Below are 19,603 nucleotides of genomic sequence, written 5' to 3'. Positions count from 1 at the left end.
GTGGCTTTTGACTTGTTGACCGGGCCGAAGATAGTTTCGAGTTGCGTTCGCCAAGTCGATTGCGAATGCACTCGTCAAAACGGAGCCAGATGAAGCCCGCACCTTTCAAATACATCAAAGCTTCCTCGGTCGCGCATGCGCTGTCTCTGAAGGCCGAATACGGCGATGACGGCCGCTTTCTCGCGGGTGGTCAGAGCTTGATCCCGGCATTGAACTTTCGCCTGGCGCGACCTGCCGTGCTCATCGACATCAACGGCTTGGCCGAGCTTGAGGCCTGCGATTGCCTCGAAGGAGGACGCCTGCGGCTCGGCGCGCTGACGCGTTATCGGACGCTGGAGCGGAACGGCGATCTTCTAAGGGCTTGCCCGCTGTTCGCGGATGCGCTTCCGCATATTGCCCACCCGCAAATCCGCAATCGCGGCACCGTCGGCGGCAACCTCTCCCATGCTGATCCTGCCTCCGAATTACCGGCGGTCACTGTTGCAATGCGAGCGCGCATGCGCGTCAAATCCGAGGCCGGTGAGCGTGAGCTGGACGCCGCGGACTTCTTTGTCGGGCTTCTCACTACGGATCTTCGGCCGGACGAAATGCTGATCGACGTCACTTTGCCCGTGCAAAAGCCGCGTAGCGGAGGCTGCTTTCTGGAAGTGGCGCGACGGCGCGGCGATTTCGCGCTGGCAGGTTGCGCCGCCGTCATCACGCTGGATGACGGGAGCCGCTGTACGGATGTGCGGCTGGCGCTTTGCGGAGTGGGCGAGACGCCGGTGGATGCGAGTGGCGCCGCGGCCGCTCTGATCGGTGAAAAGGGCAGCGATAAGCTGATCGACGCGGTCGCGACGGACGTGCAGCGGGGGATCGCGCCGGCAGGCAACGTCCACGCCAGCCCTGATTACCAGCGCCATCTGGCGGGCGTTCTATCGGCTCGTGCTCTGCGCAAAGCCCTTCAGCGGGTCGCCCATGCAGCCTGACCGGCACGAGGTCCAGGTCTCGGTCAACGGCTCCGCGTATCGTCGCGAGGTGGAGTCGCGGATGCTGCTCAGCGATTTCCTGCGCCATGAGCTGCTGCTCGCCGGCACCCATGTCGGCTGCGAGCACGGCGTCTGCGGGGCTTGCACGGTTCTTTTGGATGGCGAGCCCATCCGTTCATGCCTGATGCTCGCGGTCCAGGCCAACGGCCATGAGCTCTCGACGATCGAAGGTCTTGCGCAAGACACTGGCGAGTTGCATCCGATTCAGCAGGCCATGCACGCGCATCACGGCCTGCAATGCGGCTATTGCACCCCCGGTATCTTGATGACCATGATGGCGTTCTTGCGGGAGAATCCCGCGCCTTCGGAACAGGAGGTGAGGGAGGCGCTGTCAGGCAATCTGTGCCGCTGCACGGGCTATCAGAACATCGTTGACGCGATGCTGGTCGCGGCCAAGGCAATGCGGGCGAGCGTGCCATGACCACGCGTTTCTTCGGTGCCGCCGTCAAGCGCAATGAGGACAAGAAGCTCCTCACCGGGCAGGCGCTGTTTATCGATGACGTGGAGCTGCCGGGCATGCTGCATGCTGCGTTTCTGCGCAGCCAGGTGGCGCATGCCCGTGTGAAAGGGATTGATCCGTCGAAGGCGTTGAAACGCGACGGCGTGATCGCCGTCTACACCGCGGCTGACCTCGGCGCCTATTGGCAATCGGGGCCATTGCTGGTGCCGCCGCCGCCCGTACCGGGACTCGTCTTCAACCTGCGCACCCACGTGCCCCTTGCCAGAGACACCGTCCGCTACGCCGGCGAGCCACTGGCGATCGTCGTCGCGGAAAGCCGCTACATCGCGGAGGATGCGCTCGACGACATTGCGGTGGATTTGGAGATCCTTCCAGCAGTCGTCGATCTTGAGAAGGCTCTGGACAAAGACGCAATCCCTGTTCACGGCGATCTTGGCACCAATATCGCTGCGCATGTCCATCAAACCAAAGGCAACTATCGGAGTGTCGCCGCACAAGCGGACCTGATCCTCAAGCGCCGTTTCCGTTACGAGCACGGCATGTCGTCACCGATCGAGACGCGCGGCATTGTGGCCCAGTGGAATGCGCGCGCCCAGCACATGACGGTCTGGGACACCACGCAGGCGCCGGTCTTCGTGCGCAATGGTCTCGCGGGCGCGCTCGGTCTCGGCGAACGGCAGGTCCGGGTGATCGCCCCCTTTGTCGGCGGCGGGTTCGGGCCGAAGATCATGATGCTTTATCCGGAAGAGGCGATGCTGCCTTGGATCTCGATGCGGCTGAATCGCCCGGTGAAATGGATCGAGGACCGGTTTGAGCATTTCGTCGCGACGACGCACGAGCGCGGCCAGATCCACGACGCCGAGATCGCGCTGACGCGCGACGGCCGCATCCTCGGGGTGAAGGACGTCTTCCTGCACGACAACGGCGCCTATAACCCTTATGGGCTGACGGTGCCGATCAACAGCCAGTGCACGCTGCTGGGACCGTATGTCATCCCGGCCTATGACAGCACTTTTACTTCTGTGTTCACGAACCTCCCGATCGTGACGCCGTATCGAGGGGCCGGACGCCAGCACGGCGTGTTCGTGATCGAGCGCCTGCTCGACCTTGCCGCGCATGAACTCGATATCGACCCGGCCGAGATCCGCCGGCGTAATCTGATCCCAAGCGATGCCTTCCCGTATCGGAACGAGATCATCTATCAGGATTTTCAGCCGCTCGAATATGACAGCGGCAATTATGAGCCCGTGCTCGACAAGGCGCTGGAGGCGATCGGCTATGCCGATTTCGTCGCGGAACAGCCGAGGCTGCGCGCGCAAGGCCGCTACGTCGGCATCGGTGTTGCCTGTTACGTCGAGGGCACCGGCATCGGGCCCTATGAAGGCGCCAAGGTGCGGGTGCAGGCCAACGGAAAAGTCAGCGTCGCCACCGGCATCGGCACGCAGGGGCAGGGGCATTTCACAAGTTTTGCCCAGATCGTTGCCGATCAGCTTGGTGTCGATGTCACCGATGTCGAGATCGTCACCGGCGATACCGACCAGTTCTATTGGGGCGCCGGGACTTTTGCCAGTCGCGGTGCCGTGGTGGCCGGCAACGCCGTCAACGAAGCTTCGCGCGCGGTGCGAAAAAAAGCGCTCAAACTCGCCAGCGATGCTTTCGAATGCGCCGAAGAGGACCTGGTGCTCGCCGACGGCAAGGTCTCGATCATCGGCATTCCCGAAAAATTCATCCGCCTCGGCGAACTCGCGCAGCGCGCCAATCCGATGCGCGGCGCGGTCAAGCCCGGCACCGAGCCGGGGTTGGAATCCACGCAATATTTCGGGCCGCCGAGCGGCTCCACGGCCAACGGCGTGCATGCCGCGATCATCGAAATGGATCCGCTCACCTTTGAGCTGAAGATCCTCAAATATGTCGTCGTGCATGACTGCGGCACCGTGATCAATCCGATGATCCTCGCCGGCCAGATTCACGGCGGGGTGGCGCAGGGGATTGGAAATGCGTTCTACGAAAAGCTATCGTTCGACGAGCACGGCCAGCTCCTCAATGCCTCGCTTGCCGACTATCTGTTGCCCACCGCGCTCGAAGTGCCGCGGATGCAGCTCGATCACACCACCACGCCCTCGCCGCTCAATCCTCTGGGGATCAAGGGCGCAGGCGAGGCGGGAGCCATTCCGGTCGGTCCGTTGTTTGCGCAGGCGATCGAGAATGCGCTGGGGCTCAAGCAGAACGGGGTCGAGCTGTTGGAGATCCCCTTGAGCCCGAGCCGGCTGTTCGAATTGATCCGCAAGGGCAGCAAGGCATGAAACTAGCGCAGGTGTTCAGGCTCTCGATGGCACATCCGGGCGATCTTTCCGGGCTCGAGCGCCTGATTGTCAATGGCACGGTCCGCGCGGCGGATGTCGTCGCCATCATCGGCAAGACCGAGGGCAATGGGGGCGTCAACGATTTTACCCGCGGCTATTTCACACAGACCTTGATGGCGGTGCTGTCGCAGCACTTGAACAGGCCGCCAGCGCAATTGATCCGGGAAATCCCTTGCGGGCTCTCGGGCGGCACGGAAGGCGTGATGAGCCCGCATTATAGCGTGTTTTGCATCAGCGAGGCGGAGCCCGCCGCACGGAGAGCTGGCTCGGCACTTGCGATCGGAACGGCTTTGAGCGAGCCCGTCCCGGCGGAGGACGTCGGCCGGCGCGCCCATGTCGAGAGCGTCGCCAACGCGGTCCGCGAAGCCATCGCCAATGCGGGAATCCAGCAGCTCGATGATGTGCATTTCGTGCAAGTGAAATGTCCGTGTGTGACGGTGGCGCGCGCCGCCGCTGCGATCGCCGTGGGCAAGCAACCGTTCACCAGCGATCCCAACAAATCCATGGCTTATGCGCGCGCGGCTGGCGCCTTCGGCGTCGCGTTGGCGCTCGGCGAAATCGGGCCGAGCGATTTCACCGACGCCTCGCTGCTCAGCGATTTCTCCATTCAATCGCCCCGCGCCAGCATTTCATCGGGCGTGGAGGTCGAGAGCAACGAGGTTGTCGTGCTCGGCAATAGCCCGAACTGGGCCGGATCCTTGCGCATCGCGCATCGGCCGATGATCGATGCGCTCGACATCGGCGCGGTGGTGGATGTGCTGGCCGATCTCGACATTGCGGCGAAACCGCAAGTATCCGCGGGCGATGCGGCGCGCATTCGGTCCGTGCTGGTGAAATGCGAGCCCGACCGGCGCGGCCAGGTCCGCGGCCATCGCCATACGATGCTCGACGACACCGACATCAACGCCCAGCGTCATATCCGCGGAGCGGTCGCGGGCCTCGTTGGCGGCGTGATCGGTGATGGTCGGATTTTCGTCTCCGGCGGCGCGGAGCATCAGGGGCCGGATGGCGGCGGTCTGATCGCGGTGATCGCCGAGCAATGAGGTGCTCCTGATGCGGGTTGTCATTATCGGGGCAGGTGTTGCGGGATGCGTGATGGCACGCAGGCTGTCGCTCCTGGATGGTGCCGAGGTGACCTGCCTCGAACGCGTTAGCGCGGACGACCACTCCCAGGCCGGCACCGGCCTCAATATCGGTCCGAACGCGGTGAAGGCCTTGCGGGCAGTTGATCCCGAACTGACCGAGCGCATCACCAAGGCCAGTTTTCCCTGGCGCAATTGGCGCATTTCGCTGACCGACGGCACCGTGCTGTTCGATTTGCCGTTATACGAAGTGGCGGAAGGGCCGGGTTGGCGCATCAGGTGGTCGGAGCTTTACCGCGTGCTGCGCGAGGCGGCTGGCGCAAGCGTATCCTATGGCTGCGAGATCACCACGATATCGCGTGACGCCGCGGATCCGCGAAAGACGCGCGTGGCGTGGATGCAAGGCGGCAAACAATTTCGGCTCGACGGCGTCGATCTCCTCATCGCGGGTGACGGGCGCTATTCGAGCGTCCGGCGCACCATGTCCGGTGAAGTCGCGGTACGCCAAGTCGGCGTCGCGATCTCCCGCGTGCTGGTGCCGGACATGTCGAACGGTCTGATCGACGATTACGAACAGTGGTTCAATGGACCCAATCGCCTGCTGTCGTTCCGCGTGCCGCCCAACCATATCTATATCGCCTGCGCTTTTCCCATTCCGCCGCAGGCGGATATCCCGCAGCATCTGAAAACCGCTGAGGCGCTGCGCGCCGCCTACACGCCGCCTCATGGCGCGCCTAGCGCGCAGGCGCGCTGGATGATCGACACGGTCTGCGCCAATGTGCACGACACCCATTGGGCGAGGATGCAGGAGCACGATATTCTCTACCGCGCTGCTGACAGCAACGTGCTTTATCTTGGCGACGCCGCCCACGGCATGGTGCCGACGCTCGGCCAGGGCGCAACTCAGGCCATTGAAGACGCGGCCAATGCGGCGGCGTTGATCGCGCGCCGCCACGGCGATGGGCAGCGCAATGTCGCAGATTGGTTGAAGGACATCGAGGCGCTGCGGAAGGAGCGCTTGCGCTTCGTCATGGAGTTCTCGCTTGAGGCAACCGATACCATGTTGGCCGGCGCCGATCCGGTGAAGGGAACCAGGCAAAAGACCGGAGCGCCGTTCCGCAATCGCCTGGCCGCGCTCTATCGGAACGTGGGGCCGCTGTTGGAGAGGACGGAAGAGGAGATGAGGCAATGACCGCAGCCGCTGAGGGAATGAGAGCCACCGAGATCGCACTGCCGCTTGCCACCGTGCATGGGCTGTTTCACATTGCGATCAAGACCGATGATTTGGCGGCGACGCGAAGATTCTGGACCGAGATCATCGGCTTGCGCGAATTTCCGCGGCCTGATTTCGGCTATCCCGGTGCCTGGCTCGGCTGCACCCAGCCGGGTGGGCTTGCCATCATCCACATCTATGCCGGCGGACCGGCACTCGGGCCCGAAGGCAAGGCGCAGGCGGGCACCGCCGCGATCGACCATATCTCGCTGTCCTGCTCCGGCTATCGCTCCTACATTTCACGCTTCAAGGCCGCGGGGCTGGACTGGCGCGAGTTCATCGTGCCCGGCACCTCGCTGTGGCAGTTGTTCGTCTATGATCCGAGTGGCGTGCAGCTCGAGCTAACATTCGAGTCCGGCGGCGAGGGCGAGGAGAGACCGGATATGTCTCCGGGTCGCAAATATGTTGCGGGCTCGAGCTTCTTCGACAAGGCGGCCTATCCCAAGCTCGCCTGATTGGATGCGGGATGTCGATCGCGCCGCCTACGGTCGCGACACTCCTTCTCAGAGTGTTTAAGCGCGTAGCGCCCGCGATCAAACATGCACGGGCGTGCGAACACGACCCGCGCTGCCGAACACACGCAAATAGCGTTCGACCTCAGAAGGAATACCGGTCGCCTTTTCCGGATTGTCCGACAGCTTGACGGCCGGCCGGCCGTCGACCGAGGACACCTTACAGACAATGGAGATCGGATCGAGATTGACCGAAGGGTCCGGCGCGCAAGCGACGAAGTCATTGGTCAGGTTGGTGCCCCAGCCGAAGCTGAGTCTGACCCGGCCGGCGAAATGGTGATAGGTCTCTTCGATCGACTCCACGTCCATGGCGTCGGAGAAGACCAGCAGCTTTTCCTTCGGGTCGCGGCCTTTCTGCTTCCACCACTTGATAATGTCTTCGCCTGCTTCGATCGGCGGCGCGCTGTCGGGGCGAAAGCCGGTCCAGTCCGCCACCCATTCCGGTGCATCGCGCAGGAAGGCCCTGGTGCCGAACGCATCGGGCAGCGCGACCAGGAGATTGCCGCCATAGGTGTGGCGCCATTGATCGAGGATGCGATAGGGCGCCCAGCGCAGCTCGTTGTCGTCATTGGCGAGCGCGGCTGCCACCATCGGCAACTCATGCGCATTAGTGCCGATCGCCTCGAGATCGTTGTCCATCGCGAGCAGCACGTTCGATGTGCCGGTGAAGGAGGGCCCAAGTCCTTCCTTGACGGCCTCGACACACCAGCGCTGCCAGAGAAAGCCATGACGACGCCGCGTGCCGAAATCGGACAGGCGCAAGCCCTCCAGCCTTTTCAGCCGCTCGACCTTGGCCCACAACTTGGCCTTGGCGCGGGCATAGAGAACATCGAGCGCAAACCGGCCGAGCCCCTTCATTGCCGCGCGCGAGCGGAGTTCGTTCATGATCGCGAGCGCCGGGATCTCCCACATCGTCGTGTAAGACCACTTGCCGTGGAAATGCAGCTCATACTGGCCCTCGACCTTGCGCAACTCATATTCGGGGAGCTGAAAGGTGGAGAGCCAATTGATAAAATCCGGCGAGAACATCTGGGTCTTGCCGTAGAACGTGTTACCGGCGAGCCAGATCAGCTCCTTCTTGGAAAAGCGGATGGTGCGGGCGTGATCGAGTTGGGCGCGCAGTTCGCCCTCGTCGATCACATCGGCGAGCCGCACATGGGTCGAGCGGTTGATCACCGAAAAAGTCGTCCTTGTGTCCGGGTAGAATTCCCGGATCATCTGCTGCATCAGCAGCTTGTAAAAATCGGTGTCGAGCAGGCTGCGCACGATCGGGTCGAGCCGCCAGCCATGGTTATAGGTTCGGGTCGCAATATCGGTTACCGCTGTCATGGGCGCGAACTTATCGCGTCGGGACAGCGGTAACCAGTACCCGGTGCGGTCGAGCAGCCTGCGATTTTGGCAGGCCACGCCCGCCAGGATTGCGGTATGTCCACATATCCCGGAGGGATTGCCGGGTGCCGGCGCGCCCGGGACGGCTTATTTCATCGTCAGCGCCTGATCGATGTATTTCTTGACCACAAAGCTCTTGTAGTCGGGCTGGGTCGCGAGGTTACCGAGCGCGATTTGCGTATCCATCGCCACTTTCAGCGCCTCCGGGGTAATGTCGACGCTTGGCGGGTAGACGCCCTCGGCGAGCATGCGCTTGACCGCCGCCTCCACCACGGCCGGGTCGAGAGTGGGAAATTCCTTCTTGGCGATCTCTACTGTTTTCGCTTCGTTCTTGGCCATGAAGCGCATCGCCATTTCCATACCGTTCACGACACGCTGTGCCAAATCGGGATCCACATCGTTGCGGGCGGTGACGGCCGAGAAGGCGTACGGGCCATAGGCCTTCGGAAAACCGAACACCACTTTCATCCCCTTGGCGACCACCTGGTCGAGACCCGGCTCATACATCACGGCGACATTGGCCTGTTTCGCAAGGAATGGGCCCGGCTCGCTGCCGATCGCGACCTGGATCATCTCGACATCTGACTTTGCATCCATGCCATTCTCCTTGAGGAGCTTCATGAACAGCGAGGTGCTGGTGGTCGGCATCAGCCCGGTGACGACCTTCTGGCCCCTAATATCCTTGATGCTGTCGAACTTGAAATCGGGCGCGGTTGCGATCCACACGGCGGCGCCGTTCACGACGTTGGCAACGATGCCGACGGGCGCTCCTTTTGACGCCGCGATCGCCGTCCATTCGGGGCCGTGTATCGAGAACTGGGCACTGCCGGAGATCACCGCCGACAGCGCGACCGTTGGTGCACCGGCGGTCTCCTTGGTGAGATCAAGACCCTGCTGCGCGAAGAAACCCTCATCGATCGCGACATAGAGCGGCAGATAGAGCATCGATTGGAACGCTTGCGACAGCGTCACCTTCTGATTCTCGGCTTGTGCGGGTGCGGCGAGCAGCACCGAGACAAGTGCCGTGACACCGGCAATCCGCTTCAACAACGACATCTTACATTCTCCGTGTCTGCGATTAAACCTGGACCTGATGGGTTGTGCTGGCCTGCTTCCAGGGCAGGCTCGTCCGCTCGATCAGGTCGATCACGTAATAGAGCGCAAATCCCATGATCATCAGCGTGAACAGGCCGGCCCAAACGGTGTCGAGGTCGTAGAGGCTGGACGCGGTGTAGATCAGGTGACCGAGCCCGCGTTGCGAGGAGATGAACTCCCCCACGACGGCGCCGACCAACCCGAAGCCGATATTGATGCGGAAGGTCGCGATGATCGCAGGCAAGGTCGATGGCACCACGGCCTTGAAGAACACCTGGTGCTTGCTGGCGCCCATCGAGATCAACAGCGATTGCAGGTCGACATCGGCATCCTTGGCCGCCTGATAGGCCGCGATCAGCGCCACGATTGCGGTCAGCGACACCGAGAGCGCCACCTTCGAGATCAGGCCCGTGCCGAACCACAGCACGACGATTGGCGCCAGCGCGATTTTCGGCACGCTGTTGATGGCGACAATGAAAGGTTCGACCAGCCGCGCCACGAAAACCGAATACCAGAGCGCGAGGCCCAACAACGATCCGATGATGGTGCCGATGACAAAGCCGAGAATGGCCTCGAATAGCGTGAACCAGGTATCCGCCAGCAACTCGCCGCCTGTGATCATTTTCCACGCGACCGCGAAAATGCCGAGTGGCGAGCCGACCAGGAATGCCGAGATCCAGCCTGCGCGCACGCCGGTTTCCCACAGTGCGAAGAAGGCAATCACGGCAAGCGCCTGCAGCAAGGAGCGGCCTGCAGCAGTGTCGAGGGCGGGGCGTTTGGGCGCGCGTGCTTTGCGCTTCGGAAGCCGGTCCGCGCCGGGCAGGCTAAGGGTCACGTCGTTTTCTCGGTTTGAATGTCGAGCTCGGCGCAGAGCGCGTGGAAATAGCCGGAGAACCGGCTGTCGCTGCGGGCCGCAATTGGAGAGGCGGCAGCAATATCGATGTCGTGCACGATCTTCGCACGCGCCGGGCGGCCGCTCAGCACCACGACGCGCTTGGACAACGCGACCGCTTCATCGATGTCGTGGGTCACCAGGATGACAGTCTTGTGATAGGTCTCCACCGCTTCCTTCAGCACGCCTTCGAGATAAAGCCGGGTCTGGTAGTCAAGCGCCGAGAACGGCTCGTCCAACAGCAGGATATCCGGGTCCATGATCAGCGTGCGGATCAGCGCCACGCGCTGCCGCATGCCGCCGGACAGCATCTTTGGATAAGCGTTCTCGAAACCGCCGAGCCCGAACGCTTTCAGATATTCACGCGCCTTGCCTTCGGCCTCGATGCGGTCGACGCCGCGCGTCTCGAGCCCCAGCAGCACATTGCCGAGCACCGTTCGCCAGGGAAACAGCAGGTCCTTCTGCATCATGTAGCCGACGCGGCCGCGCAGGCTTTCGATCTCCTGGCCGAGATAGTGCATGGAGCCGGCATCAGGCTCGATCAGGCCGGCGATGATGTTGAAGATGGTCGTCTTGCCGCAGCCGCTTGGTCCGATAATGCTGACGAAATCGCGCGCGTTGATATCGAAAGAGAGATCATCGAGCACGCGCACTTCGCCGGCTTTGCCGTGGAAGGATTTGCGGACGTTGCGAACACTGAGCTGGATCGGGGCAGGTATCATGGCCTGCATACACGCAACTTGTATGCCAGACCGACGCGGTCAGACTCACTTATTCGTCAACATCTTGAAGTGCCGGCCGCATCGTCCTGCTGCGTCACAAACGGCTCTATCCCCCATGCGCAGCATCGTCCGGAGACGGCGCACTCGCGCCTCCTCACTATGAGAGTTTACTGGGCGCGGTGCCGCCTCTTTAGGCAGAGATGTTCAATGCAGCGCTGACGCCCGGAGCCGGCTGACGGCGTCGCGCACATCGCGCCACTGCGGCTTGTCGGGGGCGAATTGCCGCCGCAGATAGGCGACGAGTTCGGCGATCTGATCGTCGCTCATGGCGTCCTGGAAGGCCGGCATGTAGCCGAGATCGCTGGATGCCGGCTGGGTAATGCCGTGCAGGATCACCTGGATCAGATTGTCCGGAATCGCGCTGTGCAGATTGCTGTTCAACGCCAGCGACGGCCGGCTGCCGAATAATGGCAGCCCTCCGAGCTCATGGCAAACCGCGCAGGCGCCTTGGTAAAGGCGTGCGCCAGTCGAAGAAGCGAGCACAACTCGCGTTTCGCTTTCAAGCTTTGCGGCGAGCGCTTGCTGTGCATCCGGCTCGAGAGCCGGTTCATTGAAGGACGCGAGATAAGCCGCTATCGCGCGAATGTCGTGATCGGGCAGGGCAGCAAGATCCTTCACGATCGGCGCCATGGGCCCGGCGGCAACGCCGTGAAAGCGGGATTCGCCGGTCCGCAGATAGGAATAAAACTCGTCCTCGCTCCATGGAATCGGAGCGTGCGAGAGCGAGGTCAGCGGCGGTGCCTCCCAGCGGTCGGCAAGCCCGCCGGCGAGATAGCCATCGGCTCTCTCGGCGCCGAGCGCGTTGCGCGGCGAATGGCAGGCGCTGCAATGGCCGAGACTTTCGACGAGATAGGCGCCGCGATTCCACAGCTCCGATTTGCTCGGGTTGGGCTTGAACACACCAGCCTGATGGAAAAGCGCATTCCATCCTGCGAGCAACGGGCGCAGGTTGAAGGGAAACGCGAGCTTGTTATGCGGAGTTGACGCGCGCACAGGCGCCTGCGCCATCAGATAGGCATAGAGCGCCTGCAGATCGGCTTCGCTCGCTTTGGCAAAATGTGTGAAAGGAAAGGCCGGATAGAGATGCCTCCCATCGCGATGGATGCCTTCGCGCATGGCGCGCTCGAAGGCGGGATAGGACCAGCCGCCGATGCCGGTCTCGACATCTGGGGTGATGTTGGTGCTGTAGATCGTTCCGAACGGCGTCTCGATCGGTCGCCCGCCTGCGTTCACAGCGCCATCCATTGCAGTATGACAGACCGCGCAATTGCCGAGTGCCGCTAGCTGCTCGCCACGAGCGATCGTCGCTGCCGAATAGACGGACGGATCCGGCCGCGCGATCGGCGCGATGGCGCGTCCCGGCAACACCGCCGCGCCAAGGCCGATGACGGCCGTGCAGAGAGCGGCGATCCTTGCGAAGACGCCGCTCCTTCTCGAAAACGGGCTTCGCCAGATCTTCGACGACCGCGACATCGTCGGCGGTGGCAGCGTCTCCGGCTTCGTGGGCACGTCGCCGCGCAAGCCCTTCAGGATGCGCTCCGGCGTAAAAGGCGGCTCGCGAAAGCGCACGCCGGTCGCATCGAAAATCGCGTTCGCGATGGCGGCTGCGCTTGGCACCGAGGCGGATTCGCCAACCCCAAGCGGCGGCTGATCCTGGCGCGGCAGCATCAAGACATCGATCTTCGGAAGGTCGGGAAACTTGATGATCGGATAGGCGCCCCATTCCCGCGTCGCCACCGTGCCGCGCTCGAACGATACCTCCTCCATCAGCGCGCGGCTGGTCGATTGGATGACATTGCCCTGGATCTGATGGCGCACGCCGTCAGGATTGATCATCAATCCGGAATCCTGGCCCGCCACCACGCGGGTGACGCTGACCTCGCCGGTGGTCTTGTCCACTGCGACATCGGCAACCCAGGCCGACCACGCCGCGCCGTAGCCGGGAAATTTGCTGTGCACATAGAGCGCGTAGGCAAAGCCGCGCCCGTGCACGACGTCACCTTCTTTTTCTTCTCGGACCGGGCGTGGTGTCCAGCCGGCGCGTTCCGCCACCGCATTGACGAGATCGATGGCGCGCTTGTCCTTGAGGTAACGCAAGCGATATTCGATCGGGTCGACACCTGCTTCCGTCGCCAGCTCGTCGATATAGGATTCATGCGCAAAGGTGTTCGGCAGCGCCGAGACCCCGCGAAACCAGGAAGCGCGCACGATCGGCGGCATGTCATGCGCAACGACCCGCATGTGGTCGTAGTCGTAGGGCGGGATCGCGGTGCGGTCGCCCATTTCGTAGACGGCGGGGATCGGCGCAAGCTTGCCGGTTAGCAGCAGTGCCAGGGTCGGCGCGCCATTCGATGGGTAGCGCGTGGCAAAATCGTAACCGGCGACGGTGCCGTCGGCGTCGAGCCCGCCATTGACGTCAATGAGCTGCGCCGTGCCTTTGGGCTCCCAGGTATGCTCCTGCTCCCGGGTCAGTTGCACGCGGACGGGACGGCCGACCGCGCGCGACAACAGCAGTGCATCCGCACTGACGTCATCGGCGCAGTTGCGGCCGTAGCAGCCGGCGGCCTCCAGCCGGATCACCTCGATGTCGCCCTCCGGCCGATCCATCAGCAGCGCAAGGTCGCTGCGCAAAATGTGCGGGTTCTGCGTGCCCGACCACACCCGGATGCGGTCTTCGTGATAGTCGGCGACTGCGCAAGACGGGCCCATCGACGCATGCATCTGATAGGGCCAGGTGTAGGTGCGCCGCATCGGCTTGGCGGCGCCCGCCAGCGCACCTTCGACATTGCCCTTCTCGATCAGCGTGCGCGGTGTCGACGGGTTGGCGCGAAGTGCAGCGTCCAGGTCGTCCAGCTCGGGCAGGGTGGGAACAGCCTTCCAGCTCACGCTTAGCCGCGCCGCTGCTTTGACCGCGTTCTCCTCGCGCTCGGCTATCACGCCAACGAAATCGCCGATCGTTACCACCGCGACCAGGCCAGGAATATCACCCACTGAATCTTCATCGACAGCGATGAGGCTATTGCCAACGAAAGGCCCTGCATCAACGCCGGCATAAGGCGGGCGCACCACACGGCCGTGCAGCATGCCGGGCACGCGGATGTCATGGACATAGACGAGCTCGCCCGTCGCCTTCGCCGGAAGGTCGACACGGGGCACGGATTGCCCGACGATGGTGTAGCTGCCTGTCGCTTTGAGCGGGACATCTTCGGCGAGGTCGAGCCGGATGGTCTCGTCGCCGATCAGTTCGCCATAGCTGACACTGCGGTTGTCCTTGCCGCGGATCAGGCCGTCCTCGATCGTGAGATCGGCGCTCGGCACCTCCAGCCGCTCCGCCGCGCGCGAGATGAGAAATTGCCTGGCCCGCGCTGCGGCTTTGCGCAAGGGGACCGCCGTGATCTGGATGGTCTCGCTGGCGATCGTTGCGCCCTGGTTTGGCACGAGCGAGGTATCGCCGAGCACGATAACCACGCGCGCAAAGGACACGTCGAGTTCCTCGGCGACGATCTGTCCCAGCGCGGTGCGAATCCCGGTCCCGAGATCGACATGACCATTATAGGCGGTAACCGAGCCATCCGCCGTGATCTTGATGAAGGTCTCAAAGCCGCCCGAGCCATCGTTTGCCGCGCGGACCACGGATAATGACCCCTGCCGCTGCGAACGCATGTCGGAACCATTCAACGAGGCGGTCAATCGCAGATCTCAACAATATGGCCCGCCGCACGCAGAGCGGCGCGCATGATTTCGACATGGGCGCCGCAGCGGCACAGATTGTACCGCAGCGCTTGCGTGATCTCCGCTTCAGACGGATGCGGGTTGATGTTCAACAACGCCTTGGTGGTCATGATCATGCCGTTGAGGCAATAGCCGCATTGAGCGGCCTGCTCGGTGATGAAGGCTTGCTGGACCGGGTCCGGCCTGTCGCGCGAACCGAGACCTTCCAGCGTCACGATCTCGCGCCCGACGCAGCCCTCGATCGGGATCACGCAGGCCCGTGCGGCAGTACCGTCGATCAGCACCGTGCAGGTGCCGCATTCACCGAGCCCGCAGCCGAATTTCGGACCGTTCAGTTCGAGGTCGTTGCGCAGCACATAAAGCAGCGGCGTATCCGGCGCCGCCTCCACTTCGCAAGCCCTGCTGTTGACGATCAAACGGACCTTCGTCGGCGCCATCTCGCTAATCCCGCCCCTGCGGCTGCGCTGCAATCATCATTCGAGACTACCGTTTGTACACAAACGTGCAAGCCGTGCATGCCGCACTGCACGCGCCTGCTTGCTTTATGAACAGCGGGCCTAGGCAATTGAGCTATTATTCGGCAGTGACGGCTTTTCGCGCGCGGCGCCGCTTGACAGCTCCTGGAGCCGCGCGCAAGATCGTTCGTATACGAATGATGAGCGGGATTATCGCCCGCCGTTCAGCGTCAACCGCTTGCAGGCTTTGAGATGGTGACTGAAGCGACTGCCGCCACCGACAAGATCCGCTGCGATGCCTGCCCGGTGATGTGCTACATCAAGCCGGGTGCGGCCGGTGCCTGCGATCGCTATGCCAATCACGATGGTAAGCTCGTCCGCGTCGATCCGCACATCATCCTGGAGCGGACGGTCGAGCATGGCGGCCGCTTGGTTCCCTTTCAGGCCGGCGGCGATTGGGACGGTAAGATCGTCCACCAGCCCGAGACCTTTGTCACTGCCATCGGAGCCGGCACCACCTATCCCGATTACAAGCCGGCGCCCTTCATCGTGTCGTCGGAAGTGGACGGCGTCGACATGGTCACGGTCGTCACCGAGGGCATTTTCAGCTATTGCGGCGTAAAGCTGAAGATCGATACCGACCGCTATCTCGGTGCGGAGACCGCGACCGTGCGCGCGCAGGGCGAGGCGGTCGGTCATGTTACGACCAGTGAATATGGCTCGCAGATGCTCTCGCTTGGGGGCGTGCATCATTTGACGGGTGGCTCCAAGAAAGAGGGGCGGGTCACCTGCGATACGTTGATGGACTTGAGCAACTGCAGGCCGGTCGAGCTCACCATCGATGGCGGTGCGACCGTCATCGTCCAGGCCGGTCAGCCGCCCGTGGTCAATGGTGTGCGTGAAGAACGCATGCGGGTCGGCTGCGGCTCGGCCACCATCGGCATGTTCGCCAAGCAATGGCATGGCAAGGTCGATGAGGTCGTCGTCGTCGATGATCACATCACCGGCGTGCTCAGCGAGCACCAGGCCGGCAAGCTGCTCGACATTCCCGATACCGGCATCAAGATGAAGGGGCGTCGCTCGACGCCCGGTCGCTATTTCCAGGTCGCCGATCCCGGTACTGGTTGGGGAGGGACCAACATCTCCGATCCACTCTCCATTCTTGGCTCGTTCGATCCCAAGGTGGCAAAGCCGGGCATGAGCCTGTTGATGGTCTCCACAACAGGCGAACACGCCTCGTATTACGTGCTCGATGCGGCATTGCGGCCCGTCGAGCAGGAGATGCCGTCATCGCTTCGCCACTCGGTCGAGCGCATCCAGGAAAATTGCGAGCCGGCGCTGTGCACCGTGCTGTTCATGGCCGGTGCCGGCGGATCGCTGCGGGCCGGCGTGACCGACAATCCCGTGCGGCTGACGCGCTCGGTGAAGGATGCGCTGACGCGGGTGACCAGCGGCGGCGCGCCGGTCTATGTCTGGCCGGGCGGGGGCATCACCTTCATGGTGGATGTAACGCAAATGCCGGCTGGTGCTTTCGGCTACGTGCCGACGCCGGCCTTGGTCGCGCCGATTGAGTTCACGCTGAAACTGTCGGATTATGCTGGGCTTGGCGGACATATGGATTATGTGCGCCCGCTGGCCTCGCTGAGACAGAACGGAGAGTTTCGACCCATCCCGTGGCCGATTTCGGGGCGGCAGGCATGACGAGGCGGCCGCAGATCGCGTTTCTTGCCGATGGCCGGCGACTGCATCTGCAGGACGGCCCGATTGACCTGATCATCGAAGCGACGGGCGAACAGGCCGATGTGCGCGCGGCCCATGACGCCGCGGCGCGCCGCTTCACCGGTCTGCTCGATGAACTCTGCGCGGAATTGACCGAGCTGCGCAAGGCAGCCCATCCGCAATATTGTTTGGTTTCTGGTGTTGTGGCCCGCCGCATGCATGCTGCCGTCGCGCCTTTTGCGGACAATCAATTCATTACGCCGATGGCGGCGGTGGCGGGCAGCGTCGCGGAAGAAATTCTCGGTGCGATGCTGGCTGCGGCACCACTCGCACGCGCCTATGTCAACAACGGTGGCGACATCGCATTCCATCTTGCGGCGGGCGAACATTTCACCGTCGGCCTGATGGATCGTCCGGACCGCCATGGCGTCATGCGCACCATGGCGATCGATGCCAGCCATCCCGCGCGCGGAGTTGCGACCAGCGGACGTCATGGCCGCAGTTTTTCCCTGGGCATCGCCGACGCCGTCACCGTGCTGGCGCGCACGGCCGCGCTGGCAGATGCAGCGGCGACTGTTATTGGTAACGCCGTCGATCTGCCCGGGCATCCGGCGATTAAGCGCTGTCCCGCCGACAGCTTGCAGCCCGATAGTGATCTCGGCCCGCGTCTGGTCACCCGCGAGGTCGGGGAGTTGTCCGTTGCTGAAGTCGCCGAGGCGCTTGACGCCGGCGCGCGTTGCGCGCGAGAGCTTCTGCGGGCAGGGTTGATTGAAGGGGCGGTGCTACACCTCTCCGGAGAAATGATTGTTGTGGGAACGCGAGAGGTTGCGCAGAGTGGACCGAACGCGCTTCATGAACTTGCGGCAGCTTGAGCGGAAACAGGACGGAAAGCAATGAGCGCCATCATTCGCAAGATCGTCACGGTGGTCGAGGAAACGCATATGGAGATGGGGAAGTTCGTCTCTCCACCGACGCGCCGCGCGGCGGCGATCGCCGTCATCGAAAATCCCTTCGCCGGGCGCTATGTCGAAGACCTGTCGCCTCTGATTGCCATTGGCGAAGAACTTGGCGAGTTGCTGGCAAAACGGGCAGTTGCCGCCCTCGGCATCGAAGGGGCGAAGGCGCACAGCTACGGCAAGGCGGCGGCCGTCGGCGAGAACGGTGAACTCGAACACGCGGCAGCAATCTTGCATCCCAAAATGGGTGCGCCCGTGCGCAAGGTCTTGGGCAAGGGAGCTGCCCTCATTCCCTCGTCGAAGAAGCGCGGCGGCGCGGGGACGACGCTCGACATTCCGCTCGGCCATAAGGATGCGGCCTTCGTGCGCAGCCATTTCGACGGCATGGAAGTGCAGATCAATGACGCGCCGCGTGCCAACGAGATCATGGTCGCCCTGGCGGTCACCGACAGCGGTCGGCCGCTTCCCCGCGTCGGCGGTTTGACGGTTGCGGAGGTCAAGGGCGAAGACGGCTTGCGGTAGTCTTCTTTGGAGGAGTGGAGGCAAGGGATGCGACGAAGCAGATTTATCTTAAGCGCGGGGCTCGCGGTCATCTTGGCCGGCATGGCGAATACGGCCATGGCGCAGAGCGAGATCAAGATCGGCGAGATCAACAGCTACTCGCTGCTCCCGGCCTTCACCGAACCCTATCGCAAGGGCTGGCAGCTCGCGGTCGAGGAGATCAACGCGGCCGGCGGCATCAACGGCAAGAAGCTGGTCGTCATCTCCAAGGATGATAGCGGCAAGCCGGCCGATGCGCAGACCGCGGCCAACGAGCTGGTCTCGAGCGAGAACGTCGCGATGCTCGCAGGCACGTTCCTGTCGAATATCGGTCTCGCTGTCAGCGACTTCGCCAACCAGAAGAAGGTCTTTTTCCTCGCTGCAGAGCCCCTCACCGATGCGATCACCTGGAGCAAGGGCAATCGCTACACCTTCCGCCTGCGCCCCTCCAACTACATGCAGGCGGCGATGCTGGTCGAGGCCGCGGCGAAGCTGCCGGCCAAGCGCTGGGCGACGATCGCGCCGAACTATGAATATGGCCAGTCGGCGGTCGCCGTGTTCAAGAAACTGATGTCGGAGAAACGGCCCGATATCCAGTGGGTCGACGAGCAGTGGCCGCCGCAGGGCAAGATCGATGCAGGTCCTGTGGTGCAGGCAGTAGCGGCCGCCAATCCGGAGGCCATCCTCAACGTCACCTTTGGCGCCGATCTCGTCAAGCTCGTGCGCGAAGGCAACACGCGCGGCTTGTTCAAGAACCGCGCGGTGGTGTCGTTCCTGACCGGCGAGCCCGAATATCTTGATCCGCTGAAGGACGAGACGCCCGAGGGCTGGATCGTGACCGGCTATCCCTGGTACGACATCAAGACCCCGGAACATGCGGCGTTTCTGAAGGCCTATCAGACGAAGTACAACGACTATCCACGGCTCGGCTCCATCGTCGGGTACGAGACGATCAAGGCGGCCGCCGCGATCCTCACCAAGGCCGGCTCGACCGATCCGGAGAAGCTGATCGCCGCGGCGGAAGGCTTGAAGGTGTCCTCGCCCTTCGGCGAGATCACCTTCCGCAAGATCGATCACCAATCGACCCTTGGAGCCTTCGTCGGCAAGACCGCGCTGAAGGACGGCAAGGGTGTGATGGTCGATTCGGTGTATCGCAACGGCGCCGACTACCTGCCCAGTGATGCCGAAGTCGAGAAGATGCGCCCGAAAGATTAACGTTAGTCTCTTCCCTCCCTCTCACCGCTCTGCGCGGGGAGAGGGTTGGGGTGAGGGGCTAGTCTCCACGGATTGCGTTAGATGGAGGGTCCCCTCACCCGGGTCGCATC

General features: G+C 63.0%; 16 protein-coding genes. 10 read left to right on the top strand and 6 right to left on the bottom strand.

Translation table 11 applies throughout. From position 1 onward, the window contains the following. Positions 1 to 89: 89 nt before the first annotated feature. The 6 genes from F758_RS0110805 to F758_RS0110780 are packed head-to-tail and all read left to right on the top strand — an operon-like array spanning position 90 to position 6,661. A complete protein-coding gene (locus F758_RS0110805) occupies positions 90 to 968 on the top strand; it encodes an FAD binding domain-containing protein (RefSeq protein ID WP_024507888.1) in 879 nt (292 codons plus the stop codon). After that, a complete protein-coding gene (locus tag F758_RS0110800; protein ID WP_024507887.1) occupies positions 958 to 1,449 on the top strand; it encodes a (2Fe-2S)-binding protein in 492 nt (163 codons plus the stop codon). The genes F758_RS0110805 and F758_RS0110800 overlap by 11 nt, the downstream gene beginning before the upstream one ends. Then, a complete protein-coding gene (locus tag F758_RS0110795) occupies positions 1,446 to 3,791 on the top strand; it encodes a xanthine dehydrogenase family protein molybdopterin-binding subunit (RefSeq protein WP_024507886.1) in 2,346 nt (781 codons plus the stop codon). Before F758_RS0110800 ends, F758_RS0110795 begins: the two co-directional genes overlap by 4 nt. Next, complete coding sequence (atzD, locus tag F758_RS0110790; protein WP_024507885.1) at positions 3,788 to 4,894, top strand: cyanuric acid amidohydrolase; 1,107 nt, start codon at positions 3,788 to 3,790, stop codon at positions 4,892 to 4,894. The genes F758_RS0110795 and atzD overlap by 4 nt, the downstream gene beginning before the upstream one ends. A gap of 10 nt (positions 4,895 to 4,904) precedes the next feature. Then, on the top strand, positions 4,905 to 6,125 hold the full coding sequence (locus F758_RS0110785; protein ID WP_024507884.1) for an FAD-dependent oxidoreductase: 1,221 nt from the start codon (positions 4,905 to 4,907) through the stop codon (positions 6,123 to 6,125). Continuing rightward, positions 6,122 to 6,661, top strand: coding sequence for a VOC family protein (locus tag F758_RS0110780; RefSeq protein WP_024507883.1), 540 nt, complete (start codon positions 6,122 to 6,124; stop codon positions 6,659 to 6,661). The genes F758_RS0110785 and F758_RS0110780 overlap by 4 nt, the downstream gene beginning before the upstream one ends. Before the next feature lie 78 nt (positions 6,662 to 6,739). Here F758_RS0110780 and pncB read toward each other — a convergent pair whose 3' ends face one another. The 6 genes from pncB to F758_RS0110750 all read right to left on the bottom strand — a co-directional run bounded on the left by pncB (position 6,740) and on the right by F758_RS0110750 (position 15,045). After that, positions 6,740 to 8,047, bottom strand: coding sequence for a nicotinate phosphoribosyltransferase (gene pncB, locus F758_RS0110775; protein ID WP_024507882.1), 1,308 nt, complete (start codon positions 8,045 to 8,047; stop codon positions 6,740 to 6,742). Between the two features lie 147 nt (positions 8,048 to 8,194). After that, on the bottom strand, positions 8,195 to 9,163 hold the full coding sequence (locus tag F758_RS0110770; protein ID WP_024507881.1) for an ABC transporter substrate-binding protein: 969 nt from the start codon (positions 9,161 to 9,163) through the stop codon (positions 8,195 to 8,197). Positions 9,164 to 9,185: 22 nt separating this feature from the next. Then, positions 9,186 to 10,037 (bottom strand): ABC transporter permease, encoded by an 852-nt coding sequence (locus tag F758_RS0110765; RefSeq protein ID WP_024507880.1) that lies wholly within the window; start codon positions 10,035 to 10,037, stop codon positions 9,186 to 9,188. Beyond that, entirely contained in the window at positions 10,034 to 10,816 is a 783-nt protein-coding gene (locus F758_RS0110760) for an ABC transporter ATP-binding protein (RefSeq protein WP_024507879.1), read from the bottom strand. The genes F758_RS0110765 and F758_RS0110760 overlap by 4 nt, the downstream gene beginning before the upstream one ends. 204 nt (positions 10,817 to 11,020) lie before the next feature. Beyond that, on the bottom strand, positions 11,021 to 14,539 hold the full coding sequence (locus F758_RS0110755) for a molybdopterin cofactor-binding domain-containing protein (RefSeq protein ID WP_024507878.1): 3,519 nt from the start codon (positions 14,537 to 14,539) through the stop codon (positions 11,021 to 11,023). A gap of 23 nt (positions 14,540 to 14,562) precedes the next feature. Continuing rightward, complete coding sequence (locus F758_RS0110750; protein ID WP_024507877.1) at positions 14,563 to 15,045, bottom strand: (2Fe-2S)-binding protein; 483 nt, start codon at positions 15,043 to 15,045, stop codon at positions 14,563 to 14,565. A gap of 270 nt (positions 15,046 to 15,315) precedes the next feature. On the opposite strand from F758_RS0110750, the gene F758_RS0110745 reads away from it, so the two are divergent. From F758_RS0110745 to F758_RS0110725, 4 genes are read left to right on the top strand one after another with little or no spacing between them, the layout of a single operon-like run. Next, the gene (locus F758_RS0110745) at positions 15,316 to 16,764 is read left to right on the top strand and encodes a hypothetical protein (RefSeq protein ID WP_024507876.1); all 1,449 of its coding nucleotides are present in this window, start codon (positions 15,316 to 15,318) and stop codon (positions 16,762 to 16,764) included. Then, positions 16,761 to 17,654, top strand: a complete 894-nt coding sequence (locus tag F758_RS43585) for a UPF0280 family protein (protein ID WP_035721677.1) — start codon at positions 16,761 to 16,763, stop codon at positions 17,652 to 17,654. Before F758_RS0110745 ends, F758_RS43585 begins: the two co-directional genes overlap by 4 nt. 21 nt (positions 17,655 to 17,675) lie before the next feature. Beyond that, positions 17,676 to 18,260: an amino acid synthesis family protein gene (locus tag F758_RS0110730; protein ID WP_024507873.1), complete on the top strand. Its 585-nt coding sequence runs from the start codon at positions 17,676 to 17,678 to the stop codon at positions 18,258 to 18,260. A gap of 27 nt (positions 18,261 to 18,287) precedes the next feature. Further along, entirely contained in the window at positions 18,288 to 19,493 is a 1,206-nt protein-coding gene (locus tag F758_RS0110725; RefSeq protein WP_024507872.1) for an ABC transporter substrate-binding protein, read from the top strand. Positions 19,494 to 19,603 lie beyond the last annotated feature (110 nt).

The organism is Bradyrhizobium sp. ARR65 (assembly GCF_000472385.1).
Taxonomy (GTDB): Bacteria; Pseudomonadota; Alphaproteobacteria; order Rhizobiales; family Xanthobacteraceae; genus Bradyrhizobium.
This window is presented reverse-complemented; position numbering and strand designations above follow the sequence as displayed.

Excerpts from the sequence above, each read along its gene's own strand:
- F758_RS0110805 (WP_024507888.1), top strand. The coding sequence starts at position 90 with ATGAAGCCCGCACCTTTCAAATACATCAAAGCTTCCTCGGTCGCGCAT.
- F758_RS0110800 (WP_024507887.1), top strand. The coding sequence starts at position 958 with ATGCAGCCTGACCGGCACGAGGTCCAGGTCTCGGTCAACGGCTCCGCG.
- F758_RS0110795 (WP_024507886.1), top strand. The coding sequence starts at position 1,446 with ATGACCACGCGTTTCTTCGGTGCCGCCGTCAAGCGCAATGAGGACAAG.
- atzD (WP_024507885.1), top strand. The coding sequence starts at position 3,788 with ATGAAACTAGCGCAGGTGTTCAGGCTCTCGATGGCACATCCGGGCGAT.
- F758_RS0110785 (WP_024507884.1), top strand. The coding sequence starts at position 4,905 with ATGCGGGTTGTCATTATCGGGGCAGGTGTTGCGGGATGCGTGATGGCA.
- F758_RS0110780 (WP_024507883.1), top strand. The coding sequence starts at position 6,122 with ATGACCGCAGCCGCTGAGGGAATGAGAGCCACCGAGATCGCACTGCCG.
- pncB (WP_024507882.1), bottom strand. The coding sequence starts at position 8,047 with ATGACAGCGGTAACCGATATTGCGACCCGAACCTATAACCATGGCTGG.
- F758_RS0110770 (WP_024507881.1), bottom strand. The coding sequence starts at position 9,163 with ATGTCGTTGTTGAAGCGGATTGCCGGTGTCACGGCACTTGTCTCGGTG.
- F758_RS0110760 (WP_024507879.1), bottom strand. The coding sequence starts at position 10,816 with ATGATACCTGCCCCGATCCAGCTCAGTGTTCGCAACGTCCGCAAATCC.
- F758_RS0110755 (WP_024507878.1), bottom strand. The coding sequence starts at position 14,539 with ATGCGTTCGCAGCGGCAGGGGTCATTATCCGTGGTCCGCGCGGCAAAC.
- F758_RS0110750 (WP_024507877.1), bottom strand. The coding sequence starts at position 15,045 with ATGGCGCCGACGAAGGTCCGTTTGATCGTCAACAGCAGGGCTTGCGAA.
- F758_RS0110745 (WP_024507876.1), top strand. The coding sequence starts at position 15,316 with ATGGTGACTGAAGCGACTGCCGCCACCGACAAGATCCGCTGCGATGCC.
- F758_RS43585 (WP_035721677.1), top strand. The coding sequence starts at position 16,761 with ATGACGAGGCGGCCGCAGATCGCGTTTCTTGCCGATGGCCGGCGACTG.
- F758_RS0110730 (WP_024507873.1), top strand. The coding sequence starts at position 17,676 with ATGAGCGCCATCATTCGCAAGATCGTCACGGTGGTCGAGGAAACGCAT.
- F758_RS0110725 (WP_024507872.1), top strand. The coding sequence starts at position 18,288 with ATGCGACGAAGCAGATTTATCTTAAGCGCGGGGCTCGCGGTCATCTTG.